The organism is Streptomyces sp. NPDC004788, from assembly GCF_053601115.1.
Genome location: NZ_JBSGBF010000030.1, coordinates 1 through 18,296 on the forward strand (window position 1 = coordinate 1; position 18,296 = coordinate 18,296).

At 71.5% G+C, this 18,296-nt stretch carries 16 protein-coding genes; 2 read left to right on the top strand and 14 right to left on the bottom strand.

Annotated features, from left to right (window positions below; genetic code table 11):
- Positions 1 to 96: 96 nt before the first annotated feature.
- Positions 97 to 1,683 (bottom strand): Na+/H+ antiporter, encoded by a 1,587-nt coding sequence (locus tag ACWEJX_RS15805; RefSeq protein ID WP_451608014.1) that lies wholly within the window; start codon positions 1,681 to 1,683, stop codon positions 97 to 99.
- 77 nt (positions 1,684 to 1,760) lie between these two features.
- Here ACWEJX_RS15805 and ACWEJX_RS15810 point away from each other — a divergent pair, with 77 nt between their 5' ends.
- Positions 1,761 to 1,949 (top strand): hypothetical protein, encoded by a 189-nt coding sequence (locus ACWEJX_RS15810; RefSeq protein ID WP_451608015.1) that lies wholly within the window; start codon positions 1,761 to 1,763, stop codon positions 1,947 to 1,949.
- A 125-nt stretch (positions 1,950 to 2,074) separates the two neighbouring features.
- On the opposite strand, the gene ACWEJX_RS15815 is transcribed toward ACWEJX_RS15810, so the two are convergent.
- From ACWEJX_RS15815 to ACWEJX_RS15830, 4 genes are read right to left on the bottom strand one after another with little or no spacing between them, the layout of a single operon-like run.
- Positions 2,075 to 2,581 (bottom strand): GNAT family N-acetyltransferase, encoded by a 507-nt coding sequence (locus ACWEJX_RS15815; RefSeq protein WP_451608016.1) that lies wholly within the window; start codon positions 2,579 to 2,581, stop codon positions 2,075 to 2,077.
- Complete coding sequence (locus tag ACWEJX_RS15820) at positions 2,578 to 3,519, bottom strand: RluA family pseudouridine synthase (RefSeq protein WP_451608017.1); 942 nt, start codon at positions 3,517 to 3,519, stop codon at positions 2,578 to 2,580. The genes ACWEJX_RS15815 and ACWEJX_RS15820 overlap by 4 nt, the downstream gene beginning before the upstream one ends.
- 39 nt (positions 3,520 to 3,558) lie before the next feature.
- On the bottom strand, positions 3,559 to 4,146 hold the full coding sequence (gene lspA, locus ACWEJX_RS15825; RefSeq protein ID WP_451608018.1) for a signal peptidase II: 588 nt from the start codon (positions 4,144 to 4,146) through the stop codon (positions 3,559 to 3,561).
- A 34-nt stretch (positions 4,147 to 4,180) separates the two neighbouring features.
- Positions 4,181 to 5,062, bottom strand: a complete 882-nt coding sequence (locus ACWEJX_RS15830; RefSeq protein ID WP_451608019.1) for a TraR/DksA family transcriptional regulator — start codon at positions 5,060 to 5,062, stop codon at positions 4,181 to 4,183.
- A gap of 563 nt (positions 5,063 to 5,625) precedes the next feature.
- Between ACWEJX_RS15830 and ileS the strand changes: the two genes are divergently transcribed.
- A complete protein-coding gene (ileS, locus tag ACWEJX_RS15835) occupies positions 5,626 to 8,766 on the top strand; it encodes an isoleucine--tRNA ligase (RefSeq protein ID WP_451608020.1) in 3,141 nt (1,046 codons plus the stop codon).
- 866 nt (positions 8,767 to 9,632) lie between these two features.
- On the opposite strand, the gene ACWEJX_RS15840 is transcribed toward ileS, so the two are convergent.
- The 9 genes from ACWEJX_RS15840 to ftsW all read right to left on the bottom strand — a co-directional run bounded on the left by ACWEJX_RS15840 (position 9,633) and on the right by ftsW (position 18,239).
- Complete coding sequence (locus ACWEJX_RS15840; RefSeq protein ID WP_451608021.1) at positions 9,633 to 10,712, bottom strand: DivIVA domain-containing protein; 1,080 nt, start codon at positions 10,710 to 10,712, stop codon at positions 9,633 to 9,635.
- A 64-nt stretch (positions 10,713 to 10,776) separates the two neighbouring features.
- Positions 10,777 to 11,067, bottom strand: a complete 291-nt coding sequence (locus ACWEJX_RS15845; protein ID WP_451608022.1) for a YggT family protein — start codon at positions 11,065 to 11,067, stop codon at positions 10,777 to 10,779.
- Positions 11,068 to 11,142: 75 nt separating this feature from the next.
- The gene (locus ACWEJX_RS15850; RefSeq protein WP_451608023.1) at positions 11,143 to 11,766 is read right to left on the bottom strand and encodes a cell division protein SepF; all 624 of its coding nucleotides are present in this window, start codon (positions 11,764 to 11,766) and stop codon (positions 11,143 to 11,145) included.
- Positions 11,767 to 11,904: 138 nt separating this feature from the next.
- Positions 11,905 to 12,624: a YggS family pyridoxal phosphate-dependent enzyme gene (locus tag ACWEJX_RS15855; RefSeq protein WP_451608024.1), complete on the bottom strand. Its 720-nt coding sequence runs from the start codon at positions 12,622 to 12,624 to the stop codon at positions 11,905 to 11,907.
- Positions 12,625 to 12,637: 13 nt separating this feature from the next.
- Positions 12,638 to 13,378 carry a peptidoglycan editing factor PgeF gene (gene pgeF / locus ACWEJX_RS15860; RefSeq protein WP_451608025.1) on the bottom strand — a complete coding sequence of 247 codons (741 nt, stop codon included), beginning with the start codon at positions 13,376 to 13,378 and terminating at the stop codon, positions 12,638 to 12,640.
- A gap of 4 nt (positions 13,379 to 13,382) precedes the next feature.
- A complete protein-coding gene (gene ftsZ, locus ACWEJX_RS15865) occupies positions 13,383 to 14,594 on the bottom strand; it encodes a cell division protein FtsZ (RefSeq protein WP_451608026.1) in 1,212 nt (403 codons plus the stop codon).
- A 279-nt stretch (positions 14,595 to 14,873) separates the two neighbouring features.
- Positions 14,874 to 15,653 (bottom strand): cell division protein FtsQ/DivIB, encoded by a 780-nt coding sequence (locus ACWEJX_RS15870; protein WP_451608027.1) that lies wholly within the window; start codon positions 15,651 to 15,653, stop codon positions 14,874 to 14,876.
- Positions 15,654 to 15,797: 144 nt separating this feature from the next.
- Entirely contained in the window at positions 15,798 to 16,889 is a 1,092-nt protein-coding gene (gene murG / locus ACWEJX_RS15875) for an undecaprenyldiphospho-muramoylpentapeptide beta-N-acetylglucosaminyltransferase (protein WP_451608028.1), read from the bottom strand.
- Between the two features lie 6 nt (positions 16,890 to 16,895).
- Positions 16,896 to 18,239, bottom strand: a complete 1,344-nt coding sequence (gene ftsW / locus ACWEJX_RS15880) for a putative lipid II flippase FtsW (protein ID WP_451608029.1) — start codon at positions 18,237 to 18,239, stop codon at positions 16,896 to 16,898.
- Positions 18,240 to 18,296: the final 57 nt, after the last annotated feature.

Here is an 18,296-nt window from a genome sequence, read left to right on the forward strand (position 1 = left end):
TCCGGGCGGTGAGTTCCTAGACAGCTCCCACCACACCGGAGGTCTTCGCCATGTTCAAGACCAGACCAGTGTCAACAACGCTCGTGATCAATACACCTAGCGCATGCTGCGCACGTCCAGCTGGCGCAGCACCCGGTCCACCACCTCCGGGTCGGCGCCCGGCTCGCTGCGCGCCGAGAGCACCGCGTGCCGGGCGGCCGACATCATCTCCCGCTGGATCCGGTGGATCGACTTCAGCCGGTCCACGCGCTGGGCGAACGCGGCCCTCCGCTCCTCGTCCACCATGTCCACGCTGATCCGCGCCCCGATGTCGAAGGCGCCGCGGAGCAGCCGCTCCGCCACCTCCTCGGGCAGCTCCTCGACCTCCTCGATCTCCTTGAGCCGCGCCTTCGCCGCCTTCGCCGCCCGGATCGCCAGGTCCCGCTCGAAGGCCCGTTCGGCGTCCGTGTCGGCCTTCACGCCGAGCAGCCTCACCAGCCGGGGCAGCGTGAGGCCCTGCACCACCAGGGTCGCGATGATCACGCAGAAGGCGATGAAGACCAGCTCGTCCCGGCCGGGGAAGGGTGCGCCGTCGTCGGTACGCAGCGGGATGGCGAGCGCGAGAGCGACCGAGGCCACCCCGCGCATCCCGGCCCACCACATGACGACGCTCTCCCGCCAGCTCATCGGGATGTCCTCGGCGTAGTCCCGCCGGTCGTGCAGCTTCTTCGCCACCCAGGCGGCCGGCAGCAGCCAGAGCAGCCGCACCACGACCACCACGCCGACGACCGCCGCGCCCCAGCCGAGCATCTGCCGGCCGCGGCCCTCGGCGACCCCGAAGACGTGCACCAGCTCCAGGCCGATCAGGCCGAAGGCGATGCCGGTGACGAGCGTGTCGACGACCTCCCAGAAGGTCTGCCCGGCGAGCCGTCCCATCACGTCGTCGGCGTCGCTCGCGTACTCGGCCAGGAAGAGCGCGGTGACCAGGACGGCGAGGACCCCGGAGCCGTGCAGCTCCTCGGCGAGCACGTACGACACGAACGGCACGAGGAGGGTGAGCCCGGTCTGCAGGGTGGCGTCGCCGAGGACGCCGATCAGCTTGTTGGTGATCCAGCCGAGCGCGATGCCGACCGCGACGGCGACGACGGCCGACAGGACGAGTTCGGCGAGCGCCCGCGGCCAGGAGAAGCTGCCGGTGACGACCGCGGTGATCGCCACGTGGTAGAGCACGATCGCGGTGACGTCGTTGAAGAGCCCCTCGCCCTCCAGGATCGACACGAGCCGCCGGGGCAGCCCGAGCGACCCGGCCACGGCCGTGGCCGCGACCGGGTCGGGCGGCGCCACCAGGGCGCCGAGGGCGAGTGCGGCCGCCAGCGGGATGCCGGGCACCAGCGCGTCGGCGACCGCGCCGACGGCGGCCGTGGTCACGAAGACCAGGGCCACGGCGAGCAGGAAGATCGGGCGCCTGTTAGCCGCGAACTGGCGCCACGAGGTGCGCTGCGCGGAGGCGTAGAGGAGCGGCGGCAGCACCAGCGGCAGGATGAACTCGGGCGGGATGTCCACGTTCGGCACGAAGGGCAGGTACGCGAGCACGATCCCGACGAGGGTCATCAGGACGGGTGCGGGCAGTCCGAGCCGGTCTCCGAGGGGGACGGTCAGCACGGCGCCGAGCAGCAGCAGGAACAGCAGGGCGAGCTGGTCCACGGAGGTCCCCTTCAGCGCGACGAAGATCGGGCGCCTATCATAAAAGGGACATTCCGACCACTCGCCAGGAGGATGTCATGTTGAGACAGCACGTGGGGCGCAAGGCGGCAGCCGTTCTGCTGGCCGTCGCCGGCATCCTGGGCGCCGGTTCCGCCGCGATGGCGAACCCGAGCCCGCCCACCAACGGCGGAAACGGCGGGGGCCACAGCGGCCAGTGCACCGGATCCGTCTACGACCGTCCGGCCGGGTGCCACACCTACAAGTAGCGGCCACCCGCACGTCAGCGATCACCGCGCCCGGGCCGGAAACACCGTTCCCCGGACGCCTGCCGACAGGGCCTGTCCCACCGGATCAGGCCCTGAGTCATGCCCGCTCCGCTGCCCCCTGTCCGCTACAGAACGCGGCGCATGGCGCGGTGCGGCATCCCCGCGTCCGGGAACTCCGGCCCGTACGCCGCGTAGCCCAGGCGCTCGTAGAAGCCCAGCGCCTGCGTCTGCGCGTGCAGGTCGACGGCGGCGAGCCCGCGCTCGCGGGCCGCGTCCTCGATGGCCCGCACCAGAGCAGCGCCGACTCCGAGGCCGCGCGCCGCCTTCGACACCGCGAGCCGCCCGAGGGAGCCCACCGAGGCGTCCGCGCCGGTCTTGCCGACCGCGTCCGCGCCGAAGAGCAGCCGCCCGGTGCCCAGCGGCAGGCCGTCCGCACGGATCGCGAGGACGTGCACGGCGGTCTCGTCGTACGTGTCGTACTCGATCTCCTGCGGCACGCCCTGCTCCTCGACGAAGACCTCGCGGCGCACGGCGAAGCAGGCGTCACGGTCGGCGCGCCGCACGGCCTCGCGGACCGCGTACGCGACGGGCTCCTCCGGCCGGCCCTCGGCGGCCACCGGCTCGGCGGTCACCGGCTCTCCGACGCGATCCGGTCGAGGGCGGTCTGCAGGTCGGCCGGGTAGGTGCTCTCGAACTCGACCCACCGCCCGTCGCCGGGGTGCTCGAAGCCGAGCCGCACGGCGTGCAGCCACTGCCGGGTCAGGCCGAGGCGCTTGGCCATGGTCGGGTCGGCGCCGTAGGTGAGGTCGCCGACGCAGGGGTGGCGGTGGGCGGACATGTGCACCCGGATCTGGTGGGTGCGGCCCGTCTCCAGCTTGATGTCGAGCAGCGACGCGGCCCGGTACGCCTCGATCAGGTCGTAGTGCGTCACGGACGCCTTGCCGTCGGCGGTCACGGCCCACTTGTAGTCGTGGTTCGGGTGCCGGCCGATGGGCGCGTCGATGGTGCCGCTCAGCGGGTCCGGGTGGCCCTGCACCAGGGCGTGGTAGCGCTTGTCGACCACGCGCTCCTTGAACTGGCGCTTCAGCGAGGTGTACGCGTACTCCGACTTGGCCACCACCATCAGACCGGAGGTGCCGACGTCGAGGCGGTGCACGATGCCCTGGCGCTCGGCGGCGCCGGAGGTGGAGATCCGGTAGCCGGCGGCGGCCAGGCCGCCGATCACGGTGGTGCCGGTCCAGCCGGGGCTGGGGTGCGCGGCCACGCCGACCGGCTTCATGATCACGACGATGTCGTCGTCGTCGTGGACGATCTCCATGCCCTCGACGGGCTCGGCGACGATCTGCACCGGGGCGGGCGCGCCGGGCATCTCGACCTCGAGCCACGCGCCACCGCTGACCCGCTCGGACTTGCCGACGACACTGCCGTCGACGAGGACCTTGCCTGCGGCGGCCAGCTCCGCCGCCTTCGTACGGGAGAACCCGAACATACGGGCGATGGCGGCGTCGACGCGCTCGCCCTCCAGGCCGTCGGGTACGGGCAGCGTGCGGATCTCGGGACTCGTGCTCACCCTGTCGAGTATGCCTTGCCCCGGGACATGGCCCGGCACTCAGTCCTTGTGGACGGTGCCGTCCGGGTCCAGGCCGCGGAACGACAGCAGGACGATGAGGATGCCGCCGCACACGATCGCCGAGTCGGCGAGGTTGAAGACGGCGAAGTGCGCGGGCGCGATGAAGTCGACGACCGCGCCCTCGAAGACGCCGGGCGAGCGGAAGATCCGGTCGGTGAGGTTGCCGAGCGCGCCGCCGAGCAGCAGGCCGAGGGCGATGGCCCAGGGCAGGCTGTAGAGCTTGCGCGCCAGCCGGACGATCACCACGATCACGACGGCCGCGATCACCGTGAAGATGATCGTGAACGCCTCGCCCATGCCGAAGGCGGCACCGGGGTTGCGGATGGCCTCCAGGCGCAGCAGGTCGCCGATCACCTTGATCGGCTCGTGCCCCTCCAGCCTCTCGACCACGAGCATCTTGCTGCCGAGGTCGAGCAGATAGGCGAGGACGGCCACCACGAAGAGCGCGGCGATCCTCCGCCTGCCCTTCGGCCGCCCCTCCACCTCGGGAGCCGTGGTCTCGCCGGCGCCTGCCGAATCCGGAGTACCGATGACGCTCTCCCCGATGACGCTGTCCGCCTCTGCCATGCCCACGAGGGTACGACACGCACCTCCGCCGGCGTCAGCCGCGCCGCTCCTGCTTCTGCTTGTCCTCCACGCACAGCGTGGCCCGCGGGAAGGCCTGCATCCTCGCCTTGCCGATGGGCTTGCCGCAGACCTCGCACAGGCCGTACGTGCCCGCGTCGAGCCGCTCCAGGGCGTGCTCGGTCTGCTCCAGCATCTCGCGGGCGTTCGCGGCCAGGGCCAGCTCGTGCTCGCGCGTGATGTTCTTCGTACCGGTGTCGGCCTGGTCGTCGCCGGCCCCGTCGCCGGAGTCGCGCATCAGACCGGTCAGCTCCTCCTTGGAGTGGACGAGCTCGTTGCGCAGCCGCAGCGCCTCGGCCTGCAGCTCGCTGCGGGCCTCGGCGACCTCCTCGGGGGTCCACGGCTCCTCGCCGGGGCGTACGGCGAGCTCGCCGGCCCTGGCCTGGGGCACCGCGGCGTCGTCGCCGGCCGTCGTGACGCCACCCGCGGTCTTCTTCGCTGCCACCGTCCTGGCTCCTGTCTTCTCGGTCGCGGCCTTCCCGGCCGGGGCCTTCTTCGCCGGCGTCTTCTTCGCCGGGGTCTTCTTGGCGGAGGTCTTCTTCGCCGAGGTCTTCGCGGGGGCCGCGAGCGCGGCGGCCGGAGTGTCGTCGACGACGGCCCGACTGGCGGCGGCCTTCTTCGCCGCCACTTTCTTGGCCGCCGACTTCGACGCCGGCGCCTTCTTCGCCGCCGTCTTCTTCGCCGTCGCCTTCTTCGCGGCGGGGGCCTTCTTCGCCGCCGGAGCCTTCTTCGCCGCCGTCCTGACCGCCGTCTTGACCGCCTTCTCCGTCGCGTTCGTCGCGTTCGCCGTGTTCGTCGTCTTCTCGGCCGCCGTTTTCGTGGCCGCCGTCTTCTTCGCGGCGGTCTTCTTCGCCACCATGTCGCGGCCCCTTCACATTTTGTGATCTTGCGCGCGAATCGTGCTGGGACGATAAATCGGCCCAAGGTCCGCGGCAACGGGGCACGCCGCCCGTTCCGCCCGCCCCGGCGCCGTGCCGGTCGGGTCTGACTCGGTTGTGCCCAGCTCCACGGCGGGTTATCCGCGCCACCGCTCCCCCACTTGGCCGCAGCGCAAGTCCGCGCCGAGCCGTCTGCCCATTCGGGTCACGGGGAGTCGCGCGAAATACGGTCGGCCGGTGTCCGCTCCGCCCCGTACACTGGGCTGAGCGAAAGGCTTGGATGGGGACGAGTAGCGTCGTACGCAGCCATGAGCGACCCGGGGACGGTGCGAGCCCGGGGGCGTGCCCGATGTGAAGCATCACCCCGGAGCTGCCGGAAGAAAGCCGCCGGACCGTGAGGACCGTGCGGCGACTAGACCCGGCGTCGCGACCCCAATGAGGGGGCTCAGGGCGTCCGCGCCCGGGGCCAAGGAGGGTGGTACCGCGGGAGCACGGCTCTCGTCCCTCCGGACGGAAACGTGGCACATCCGCCGGAGGAAGATCGATGTCTTCGCAGTACCGCCAGGTACCCGCCCAGGTAGACCTGTCCGCGCTCGAGCACGCCGTGCTCGACTTCTGGCGCGAGAACAAGGTCTTCGCCAAGAGCCTCGAGCAGTCCGAGGGACGCCCCGAGTGGGTGTTCTACGAGGGCCCGCCGACGGCCAACGGCATGCCGGGCGCGCACCACATCGAGGCCCGCGTCTTCAAGGACGTCTTCCCCCGGTTCCGCACCATGCGCGGCTACCACGTGGCCCGCAAGGCCGGCTGGGACTGCCACGGCCTGCCGGTCGAGCTCGCCGTCGAGAAGGAGCTCGGCTTCTCCGGCAAGAAGGACATCGAGGCGTACGGCATCGCCGAGTTCAACGCCAAGTGCCGCGAGTCGGTGACCCGCCACACCGACGCCTTCGCCGAGCTGACGACCCGCATGGGCTACTGGGTCGACATGGACGACGCGTACCGCACCATGGACCCCTCGTACATCGAGTCGGTCTGGTGGTCGCTCAAGCAGATCTTCGACAAGGGCCTGCTCGTCCAGGACCACCGCGTCGCCCCCTGGTGCCCGCGCTGCGGCACCGGCCTGTCGGACCACGAGCTGGCGCAGGGCTACGAGACGGTCGTCGACCCGTCCGTCTTCGTCCGCTTCCCGCTGACCTCCGGCCCGCTCGCCGGCAAGGCCGCGCTCCTGGTCTGGACGACCACCCCGTGGACCCTGGTGTCCAACACGGCCGTCGCCGCCCACCCCGAGGTGACCTATGTCGTCGCCACGGACGGCGACGAGCGGCTGGTCGTCGCCGAGCCGCTGCTCGACAAGGCGCTCGGCGAGGGCTGGGTGACCACGGGCGAGTCCTTCACCGGCAAGGACATGGAGCGCTGGACGTACCAGCGCCCGTTCGAGCTCGTCGAGTTCCCGGAGCCGGCGCACTACGTCGTCAACGCCGAGTACGTGACCACCGAGGACGGTACGGGTCTGGTCCACCAGTCCCCCGCCTTCGGTGAGGACGACCTCAAGGTCTGCCGCGCCTACGGCCTGCCGGTCGTGAACCCGGTGCGCCCCGACGGCACCTTCGAGGAGGACGTGCCGCTGGTCGGCGGCGTCTTCTTCAAGAAGGCCGACGAGGCGCTCACCGCCGACCTGGACGCGCGCGGCCTGCTCTTCAAGCACATCGCGTACGAGCACAGCTACCCGCACTGCTGGCGCTGCCACACCGCGCTGCTCTACTACGCGCAGCCGTCCTGGTACATCCGCACGACCGCCGTGAAGGACCGTCTCCTCGAAGAGAACGAGAAGACGAACTGGTTCCCGGACTCGGTCAAGCACGGGCGCTTCGGCGACTGGCTGAACAACAACATCGACTGGGCGCTCTCCCGCAACCGCTACTGGGGCACCCCGCTGCCGATCTGGCGCTGCGCGGACGACCACCTGACGTGCGTGGGCTCGCGCGCCGAACTCACCGAGCTGACCGGCACGGACCAGTCGGGCCTCGACCCGCACCGCCCGTTCATCGACGACGTCACCTTCACGTGCTCGGCCGAGGGCTGCTCCCTGGAGGCCGTCCGCGTCCCGGAGGTCATCGACGCCTGGTACGACTCGGGCTCGATGCCGTTCGCGCAGTACGGCTACCCGTACCAGAACAAGGAGCTGTTCGAGCAGCGCTACCCGGCGCAGTTCATCTCCGAGGCGATCGACCAGACCCGCGGCTGGTTCTACACGCTGATGGCCGTCGGCACGCTGGTCTTCGACAAGTCCTCGTACGAGAACGTGGTCTGCCTGGGCCACATCCTCGCCGAGGACGGCCGCAAGATGTCCAAGCACCTCGGCAACATCCTGCAGCCGATCCCGCTGATGGACCAGCACGGCGCCGACGCGGTCCGCTGGTTCATGGCGGCCGGCGGCTCGCCGTGGGCGGCGCGCCGGGTGGGCCACGGCACGATCCAGGAGGTCGTCCGCAAGACGCTCCTGACGTACTGGAACACGGTCGCCTTCCAGGCGCTCTACGCCCGTACGTCCGGCTGGGCGCCGTCCGCCGCCGACCCGGCGCCGGCCGACCGCAGCGTCCTCGACAAGTGGCTGCTGTCCGAGCTGAACACGCTCGTCGCCGGCGTCACCGAGGCGATGGAGGCGTACGACACCCAGCGCGCCGGCAAGCTGCTCTCGGCGTTCGTCGACGACCTCTCCAACTGGTACGTGCGCCGCTCGCGCCGCCGCTTCTGGCAGGGCGACGCCTCCGCGCTCCGCACGCTGCACGACGTCGTCGAGACGGTCACGCGGCTGATGGCCCCGCTGACCCCGTTCATCACCGAGCGGGTGTGGCAGGACCTCGTGGTCCCGGTGACCCCCGAGGCCCCCGAGTCCGTCCACCTGTCCTCGTGGCCGGAGTCGGACGCCGCCCTGATCGACCCGGTCCTGTCCGAGCAGATGATCCTGGTCCGCCGCCTGGTCGAGCTCGGCCGCGCGACCCGCGCCGAGTCCGGCGTGAAGACCCGCCAGCCGCTGTCGCGCGCGCTGGTGGCGGCGACGGGCTTCGCGGACCTGAACGAGGAGCTCCAGGCGCAGATCACCGAGGAGCTCAACGTCTCCTCGCTGGCGTCCCTGTCGGAGGTCGGCGGCTCGCTCGTCGACACGACGGCCAAGGCGAACTTCCGCGCCCTGGGCAAGCGCTTCGGCAAGGGCGTCCAGGACGTGGCGAAGGCGGTGGCGGCGGCCGACGCCGCGGCCCTCTCCCTCGCCCTCCGCTCCGGCGAGGCGTCCCTGGAGGTGAACGGCGAGACGATCGCCCTCACCCCCGAGGAGGTCATCATCACCGAGACCCCGCGCGAGGGCTGGTCGGTCGCCTCCGACTCAGGCGCCACGGTCGCCCTCGACCTGGAGATCACCCCGGAGCTCCGCAAGGCGGGTCTGGCCCGTGACGCGATCCGCCTGATCCAGGAGGCCCGCAAGAACAGCGGCCTCGACGTCGCGGACCGCATCGCGCTGCGCTGGACGTCCACGTCCGACGAGACGGTGGAGGCCCTCACGGCCCACGCGGCCCTCATCGCCGACGAGGTCCTGGCAACGGACCACGCGCAGGGCCCTGCCGACGACACGTACGGCGCTCCGTTCGAGGACGAGGGCCTGGCCCTCACCTTCCGCCTCCGCAAGGCGTAACGGCCACGGCGAAGGGCCCGGCCTCCCGCGTGGGGGGCCGGGCCCTTCGCCGTACCCACAGAGCGAGGCCTCCTGGCCCACCGCGCTCGTGGCGGGGTCCGACACCGCACCGCCCATGCCCGGCCGCCGCCCTCGCGGGTTGTACCCACCCGTCCCTCCCCCTAGGGCTTCGCCCTGGGGAGACCCCCAGCGGGACAACTGCCCCCAACTGCGCGACAAGCCGCCCCCGGCGCCAGGGCCATCCGCCTGCGGCTCGAAGCCACCGCCCCCTCGCCCCGCGGTGCGAAGCCGCCACACCTGCAGGGCCGGTGGCCACGGCCTTGCGGCGCGAAGCAGCCACGCCTCCGGGCGCCGGGGGCGCCTGTGCGTGAAGCTACCGCCCCTTCCGAACCCGCGGTGCGAAGCTGCCGCGCCCCTAGGGGCCGGGAGCCACCGTCCGCGCGGCGCGAAGCTACCGCCCCCTGGGGGCAAAGGCAGCGGCCTGCGCGCACAAGGCCACCGCCCCCTCGCCCCCACGTTGTGAAGCCGCCGCGCCTCCGAGGCAGGGGCCACCACCCCGCGGCCCGAAGCCGCCGCCCCCCGGGGGACAGCGGTCACCGCCCCGCGGCGCGGAGCTGCCGCACCCAAGGGGGCTCGGGGGCCCCGCCCCCGTTCCCTCCCCCCAGGGGGTCCGGGGCGCAGCCCCGGTTTCGGGAAGGGGCGGGGTGGGGGAAGAGCCCGCCGCAGGCGCTCCCACCCCACCCAACACGCGCCGCCCCCACCACCCACCCGCACGCCAAAGGGCCGGGCCCCGGGGAAACCCGGGGCCCGGCCCTTCAGGACTGCCGACGACGGCTTACGCGCTCACCACGCGTAGACCCGCCCCCTCAGTTGTCGTCCTCGTCGATCAGGAACCCGCGCATCGGCGCCGGCGCCTGCTGCATCGGCTGCGGGGCCTGCGGACGGACCGGGGCCATGGGCTGGGTCATGGCCGGGGTCATCTGCTGCTGGCCGCCGTAGGACGGGGCGCCGCCCATCGTCGCGTTGCCACCGTAGGACGGGGCGCCGGCGCCGGCCGGGGCCATCGACGGGGACGGCGGCAGGGACGCGGTCGCCGGGGTGCGCGGCGGGGCCAGCGAGTCGTCCGCCTGGGAATCCAGCTGACGCAGCTGGGACTCCAGGTAGGACTTCAGGCGGGTCCGGTACTCACGCTCGAAGCCCCGCAGGTCCTCGACCTTGCGCTCGAGGGTGGCGCGAGCGGACTCGAGCGAGCCCATCGCGACGCGGTGCTTCTCCTGCGCGTCCCGCTCCAGCGCGTCGGCCTTGGCGCGGGCGTCCCGCTCCAGGCCCTCGGCGCGCGAGCGCGCCTCGCCGACGATCTTGTTGGCCTCGGAACGGGCCTCCGCGATCGCCTGGTCGGCGGTCTGCTGCGCGAGCGAGAGGACGCGCGCGGCGCTGTCGCCGCCGGGGCCCTGCGGGGCCTGCGGCTGCATCGGCTGCTGCTGCGGGTGACCCATGGGGCCGCCCTGCATGGGGCCGCCCTGCATCGGGCCGGGGCCCATCGGGCCACCCTGCATCGGGCCGGGGCCCATGGGGCCGCCCTGCATGGGGCCACCCTGCATCGGGCCGGCGGGAAGCGCAGGGGCACCGGACGGCAGCTGCGGCGGACCCATCTGCGGCTGCTGCTGGGCCGGCGGTCCGGATATGGCGGCGGGCACGGGAGCACCGGGTCCGACGGGACGGTCCTGCGGCTCCGGCGGCTTGCGCATGCCCTGCTGCTGGTTCTGCGCGGCGGCACGGGTCGCCGCGGCCAGCTTGGCGCGCAGGTCCTCGTTCTCGCGGAGCAGTCGGGTCAGTTCGGCTTCGACCTCGTCGAGGAAGGCATCGACCTCGTCCTCGTCATAGCCTTCTCGAAGGCGGACGGTCGTGAACTGCTTGTTCCGCACGTCCTCGGGGGTCAGCGGCATCTCTTCTTCACCTCTACGTAGTCGTCGGCAGTCGGCAAGACCGTATCGTCCACATTCACCTCACTCACCCCGCGAAACCGCGCACGACGGAGATCAGGATGTAGACGATGATCATCAGAACGAAGAAGGACAGGTCGAGTGCCACGCCCCCGAGACGCAGCGGCGGGATGAGCCGCCGCAGCAGCTTGAGCGGTGGATCGGTGACAGTGTAGGTGGCCTCAAGGACGACCACCATCGCCTTCCCGGGTTGCCATGACCGGGCGAACTGGAAGACGTAGTCCATGACCAGCCGGAAGATCAGGAGGACGAGGAAGCACATCAGCGCGATGTAGACCACCTGCAGTGCGACGCCCATCCCGCGGTTCCCTCTCCCCTGGCTCTCGTACTTGTCCGGCCGCCCTCGGCGACCGGCCTTCTCGGTCTCGTTCTCTCAGCTCTGGTTGAAGAATCCGCCCTCAGCGATGCGGGCCTTGTCCTCCGCCGTGACATCGACGTTAGCAGGCGACAACAGGAACACCTTCTGCGTCACGCGCTCAATGCTGCCATGGAGACCGAAGACGAGTCCGGCCGCAAAGTCGACAAGTCGCTTCGCGTCGGTGTCGTCCATCTCCGTGAGGTTCATGATCACCGGGGTGCCCTCGCGGAAGTGTTCCCCGATGGTACGGGCCTCGTTGTAGGTCCGCGGGTGCAGCGTGGTGATGCGGTAAGGCTCCCGCTCAGACACGACCTTGGGCATGATCACCGGTGCGTTCTTCTCCAGATTCGGGCGTTCGGGTGTGATGGATGCCACGGGGGCAATTCGGGCAGGACGCCCGCTTTCCGCGTGTACTGGCACAGACTGAGCGACAGGCTCGCGGGGCGCCGGCGGCGTCACCACGCGCACCGGCTCCTCCCGCTCCACCTGCCGCGGCGGCTGGTGGTGGCGCCGGTCCCGCTCGGGCTCCGGCTCCAGCTCGGGTTCGAAGTCGTCGTCGGGGTCGAACCCCCGGCCGTCGTAGCCATCGTCCTCCACGAGGCCGAGGTAGACCGCCATCTTGCGCATCGCGCCGGCCATATCTCCGCATCCTCCGCTCTGTGGTGGATCGCCCTTACCGAATGTCGCAGTGTCACCAAGTGCCCGCGATCCACGGGTCCCTCCGCCCCTCGGCGGAATGACCATATTTTCTGCTGTGGTCCGACCTGCTTCGCGACGTTACCCGAGCTTCGGGCGGACTCCGAGTACCGCCGTACCGATGCGTACGTGTGTCGCTCCGGCCGCCACGGCCTCTTCGAGGTCCGCACTCATCCCTGCTGACACCATGTTCGCAGCAGGACGGGTCGTGCGCAGGTGAGTCGACAAATCCATCAGCCGCTCGAAGGCGGCCTGTTGCCGGCCCGCGAACGGGCCGGCCAACGGTGCGACGGTCATCAGCCCGTCGCACCTCAGTCCGGGAGCGGCGTCGATCGCCGCGGCCAACTCCTCGACACCGTCCGGCGCCACTCCGCCGCGGTCGCCGCGGTGCCCGGACTCGGCGTCGAGGGCGACCTGGACCAGACAGCCGAGCTCGCGCTCCGCCTTCTGCGCGGCGACGGAGAGGGCGGAAACGAGCTTCAAACGGTCCACGGACTGCACCACATCGGCATAACCCACCACGGAACGGACCTTGTTCGTCTGCAACTGGCCGACGAAGTGCCAGGTCAGATCGAGGTCCGCGCACGCGGCGGCCTTCGGGGCGGCGTCCTGGTCGCGGTTCTCCGCCACGTGCCGCACACCGAGTTCGTGCAGAAGCCTCACGTCGCTCGCCGGGTAGGTCTTGGTGACCACGATCAGGGTCACGTCCTCCCGCTCCCGCCCGGCGGCGGCGCACGCGGCGGCGATGCGCTCCTCCACCCGGGCGAGGTTCGCGGCGAGTTCCGACTTGCGGTCCGTCATATCTCTTCTCAGCTCAGCTCAGCTCAAGCCAGACATATCCCGCGAGTCGCCCCGTGGTGCGGTCGCGGCGGTACGAGTAGTGGTCGCCGGACTCCAGGGTGCAGACCCCAGCGTCCGCGACGTCCGTCACTCCGAGCCGCGCCAACTGGGCGCGCACTCCGGCGGCGACGTCGACGGCGGGGGTGCCCCAGCTCGTCTCGGCGTACGCGGCCGGCTCGACCGCGGCGACCTCGGCGCGCATCGCCTCGGGAACCTCGTAGCAGCGCCCGCAGACGGCGGGACCGGTGCGGGCGGTGATCCGGGCGGGGTCGGCGCCGAGTTCGGTCATCCGCTTCACCGCCGCCGGGACGACCCCGGCGACCATCCCGGGCCGCCCGGCGTGGGCGGCGGCGACGACCCCGGCGACGGGGTCGGCGAGCAGGACGGGCACGCAGTCCGCGGTGAGCACGGCGAGCGCGAGGCCGCGGCGGGCGGTGACGACCGCGTCCACGGACGGGATCGCGTCACCGGTGCCGGACCAGGGTCCGTCGACCTCGGCGACGTCGGCGCCGTGCACCTGGTTCATCCAGACGACCTGCGCCGGGTCGAGCCCGAGTTCGGCGGCGGCCCGCGCCCGGTTGGCGCGGACGGCCTCGGGGGCGTCGCCCACGGCGCCGCCGAGGTTGAGCTCCTCGTACGGAACGGCGCTCACTCCGCCCCACCGGTCGGTGAAGGCGAAGTGCGCGCCGCTCGTGTCGTAACGCTGCCCTATCAAGGCGTCACTTCAGGAAGTCCGGGACATCCAGCTCTTCGGCCTGGGTGTCGGGGTACGGGCGGGCCGGCGGGACCACCGGCGGGGTGACGGGTGCCAGCGGGGTCTCGCTGACCGGCGCCGGCTCGACCGGGGCGGCCGGCTCCTCGCGCGGGGTCACCGTGCCCAGGCCGCCCAGCGGGCGGGAGGTCTCGGCGAGGCGCGGGGCCGGGGCGGGCTCCTCGCGCTTGGCGGAGGCCGAGCCGATGATGTTGTCGCGGCGGGCCGGCGGCTGACCGCCGTCGAAACCGGCCGCGATGACGGTGACCCGGACCTCGTCGCCGAGGGCGTCGTCGATGACGGCGCCGAAGATGATGTTGGCCTCCGGGTGGGCGGCCTCGCTCACCAGCTGCGCGGCCTCGTTGATCTCGAAGAGGCCGAGGTCGCTGCCGCCGGAGATGGAGAGCAGCACACCGCGGGCGCCGTCGATGGACGCCTCCAGGAGCGGCGAGGAGATCGCCATCTCGGCGGCGGCCACCGCGCGGTCGTCGCCGCGGGCGGAGCCGATGCCCATGAGGGCCGAACCGGCCTCGGACATGACCGACTTGACGTCGGCGAAGTCGAGGTTGATCAGACCGGGGGTGGTGATGAGGTCGGTGATGCCCTGGACACCGCTGAGGAGCACCTGGTCGGCCGACTTGAAGGCGTCGAGCACGGAGACCTGACGGTCCGAGATCGAGAGCAGCCGGTCGTTCGGGATGACGATGAGGGTGTCGACCTCTTCGCGGAGCTCGGCGATGCCGTCCTCCGCCTGGTTGGCGCGCCGGCGGCCCTCGAAGGTGAACGGGCGGGTGACCACACCGATCGTCAGGGCGCCGAGCGAGCGCGCGATGTTGGCGACGACGGGCGCGCCGCCGGTGCCGGTGCCGCCGCCCTCGCCGGCGGTGACGAAGACCATGTCGGCCCCCTTGAGGACCTCCTCGATCTCCTCGCGGTGGTCCTCTGCCGCCTTGCGGCCGACTGCCGGGTTGGCCCCGGCCCCGAGGCCACGGGTGAGTTCACGGCCGACGTCGAGCTTGACGTCGGCGTCGCTCATCAACAACGCCTGCGCGTCGGTGTTGATGGCGATGAACTCGACGCCCTTGAGACCGACCTCGATCATTCGGTTGATGGCATTGACACCACCGCCGCCGACACCGATGACCTTGATGACTGCGAGGTAGTTCTGCGGTGCTGCCACGTCGAAGGCCTCTCGCCTCGAGTTACGTGTCGCCGCTTCGCGGTGGTAGCGCGTCGCGGCGACGGATGCCGATGGGGACGGTCCGAAACGCCGACCCAAACCCTAACGTTGAAGTTTAGGGTTACCAGTGTCCCTGTTCCTTGGACTCTTCCGAACAGGACACTAAGTCGACAAGTGGCGCACGTTCAACGAACACGCCGAACCTCCCGTTTTTCTTTTCACCCTATGTGATCACCCGTAGCCATGGCCAACCAGGGCCCTGGCCTGGGCGGATGGGCGTCAACTCCGGGACGAAGCGGGCGCGGTGGGGGCACTTACATCGAAGTGCCCCGCTTTGGGAGTCGCTTTCATCAGCGCGGTGAGAACACGGGCCTTGACCGGCCCGTCCTCGCCGCTGCCCCAGAAGACGGTGCGGTCCTTGCCGAGCTCCAGAGTGATGGAGTCGAACGACGTGATCCGGACGACACGGACGTCTTGGGCGATTTTCTCCGGGAGTTCGCCCGTCACGCCTACCGCGACGGTGAGCAGCCGCCGGGCGTCGAAGCGGCGCAGGCTCGGGGAGCCGGCCACGTCGAGGCGGAGCCGGGGTACGCCGCGGAGCGGGGTGGCGACGGTGGCGAACCGCACACCACCGGAGTCCACTTCGTCGAACTTTCCGCCGCTTTCGAGGAGAAGGACCGGCCGACGTTCCGTCACTTTCAGACCGATTCCGTGCGGCCACGACCGTACGACGTCCACGCTGTCGATCCGCGGCAGCTCCCGGCGCAGCCGCGCCTCGATGCCGTCGGTGTCGACGGAGACGAGCGGCGCGCCGAGCGGTACGGCCGCGACACGCTCGACCTGTTCCGGGGTGAGCACCTCCGTACCGGAGGTGCTCACCTTCTCGACCCGGAACCAGGTGGAGCCGTACAGCGCCCAGATGCCGCCGGCGAGCAGGGCGAGACCGGCGAGGCCGAGCAGGAGGGCACGCGGGCCGGGCACCCGGAGGTTCCGGGCGCCCGGTCGGGACGGCTGCCGCGAGGAGCCCTCGGACCTGCTGCTCCCGCTCTTCGCTGCCACCGCGTGTCTCCATTCCTTGCGGCTCGGCTCGCCTCCGGGGCGCTTGTGCGCCTGTCGACGGTCGATCGTGCTCGGCGGCTCGTTCCTCGCCGCCTGCGCGCGTTCTCCCTTTCGACAGCCGCGCGCCCCTTCGGCTCGCTCGCGCTAGCGTGCCCTGGCCGCGATCGCCTCGTACACCATGCCGACGAGCAGGTCGTCGGCGTCCCGGCGGCCGAACTCGGCGGCGGCGCGGGACATCTCGTACAGCCGGTGCGGGTCGGCGAGCACGGGCAGGACGTTGGACTGCACCCACTGCGGCGACAGCTCCGCGTCGTCGACGAGGAGACCGCCGCCGGCCTTGACCACCGGCTGGGCGTTGAGCCGCTGTTCGCCGTTGCCGATGGGCAGCGGGACGTAGGCGGCCGGGAGTCCGACGGCGGAGAGCTCGGCGACGGTCATCGCGCCCGCGCGGCAGAGCATCATGTCGGCGGCGGCGTACGCGAGGTCCATCCGGTCCACGTACGGTACCGGCACGTACGGCGGCATTCCGGGCATGTTGTCGACCCGCGGCAGTTCGTTCTTCGGACCGACCGCGTGCAGGATCTGGATGCCGGAGCGCTGGAGCACCGGGGCGATCTGCTGGATCACCTCGTTGAGCCGGCGTGCGCCCTGGGACCCGCCGGAGACCAGCAGGGTCGGCAGGTTCGGGTCGAGACCGAAGGCGGCGCGCGCCTCCGGGCGGACCCGGGCCCGGTCGAGGGTCGCGATGGAGTGCCGCAGCGGGATGCCGATGTAACGGGCGTTGCGGAGCTTGGAGTCCGGGGTGGCGACGGCGACCCCGGCCGCGTACCGCGAACCGATCTTGTTGGCCAGGCCGGGCCGGGCGTTGGCCTCGTGGACCACGATCGGCACGCCGAGCCGCTTGGCGGCCAGATAGCCCGGCAGCGCCACGTAGCCGCCGAAGCCGACCACGCAGTCCGCCTTGGTGCGCTCCAGGACCTGCTCGGCGGCCTTGATCGTGCCGCGCAGCCGTCCAGGGACGGTGATCAGCTCGGGCGTGGGCTTGCGGGGCAGCGGCACGGCGGGGATGAGCGCCAGCTCGTAGCCCCGCTCGGGGACCAGCCGGGTCTCCAGGCCCTTCTCCGTGCCCAGCGCCGTGATGCCCACGGTGGGGTCCTGCCTGCGCAGGGCATCCGCGAGGGCGAGCGCGGGCTCGATGTGACCGGCGGTACCTCCGCCGGCGAGTACGACATGCACCGAAATTCACCGCTCTCCGGACGGACGCTTCTTGACGCGCCGTCGCATCGACTTCCATCTCCCCCCGGCCCGCTTGCCCCAGCCGGGGCGGCGCATGGCCAGGGCCGCTTTCGCGGCGGGCTCCTGTCGCGCGAAGGCGATGAGGAGTCCGACGGCGAACATGGTCGGCAGCAGGGCCGACCCCCCGTAGGAGAACAGCGGGAGCGGGACTCCGGCGATCGGCAGCAGACCGAGCACCGCACCGATGTTGATCACGGCCTGGGCCGTGATCCAGGTGGTCACGCCTCCCGCGGCATACCTGACGAAGGGGTCCTCCGTGCCTCCGGCCACGCGGATACCCGCATAGCCTAGAGCCGCGAACAGGGCCAGCACCGACAGCGTCCCCGCCAGACCCAGTTCCTCCCCGGTGACGGCGAAGATGAAGTCGGTGTGCGCTTCGGGGAGTTGACCCCATTTTTCCACACTCGCCCCGAGGCCGGAACCGAACCATCCGCCCGAGGCCAGAGCATAGATTCCGTGCGCGGCCTGCCAGCACGGGTCGCCCGCACCGCCCGGGTCGCTGGCGCCGAGGCAGCCGAAGCGTTCCATCCGGTGCGGGCTGGTCTTGATCAGGAGCGCGCCGATCGCGGCGGCGACGCCGAGCACGCCGACGAAGAGCCGGGTGGGCGCGCCGGCGGTCCACAGCAGGCCGAAGAGGATCGCCGTGAGGATGATCGCCGTGCCCATGTCACCGCCCAGCATGATCAGACCGAGCAGCAGAAACGTTCCGGGCACCAGCGGGACCAGCATGTGCTTCCACTGCGTCAGCAGCTTCATGTCCTGCTTGCGGGCCAGCAGGTCGGCGCCCCACAGGATCAGCGCCAGCTTGCCGAACTCGCTGGGCTGGAGCATGAAGGGGCCGCCCAGCGAGATCCAGTTCTGGTTGCCGCCGACCGAGACCCCTATCCCGGGGATCTGGACCAGCACCATCAGGAAGATCGCCCCGACCAGGATCGGGTAGGCCAGCGCCCGGTGCAGCTTCACCGGGATCCGGGAGGCCGCCAGGAGCAGCCCGCCGCCGATCAGGGCGGCGAAGAACTGCTTGCGGAAGAAGTACGAGGGCACCAGGTCGTAGCGGAGCGCCGTGATCATCGAGGCGGAGTAGACCATCACCAGGCCGAGCGCGGTGATGAGCAGTCCGGCGCCGACGATCACGTAGTACGCGGTGAGCGGCCGGTCCCAGGCCCGGCGGGCCCGTTCGTACAGCCCCCGCGGCCCGCCCGGGCGCCGGCCGCGCGGCGCGGCGGGGGCGGGTCGGCCGCCCCCGCGCGCGGCGGCGGCCTTTCGCGTCCCGGCGGTTCTGCTCGGCATGGTCGCTGTCCCCTCCAGTCGTGCCCGGCCCGCGGCCGGGACCCTTCCGCTGGTCAG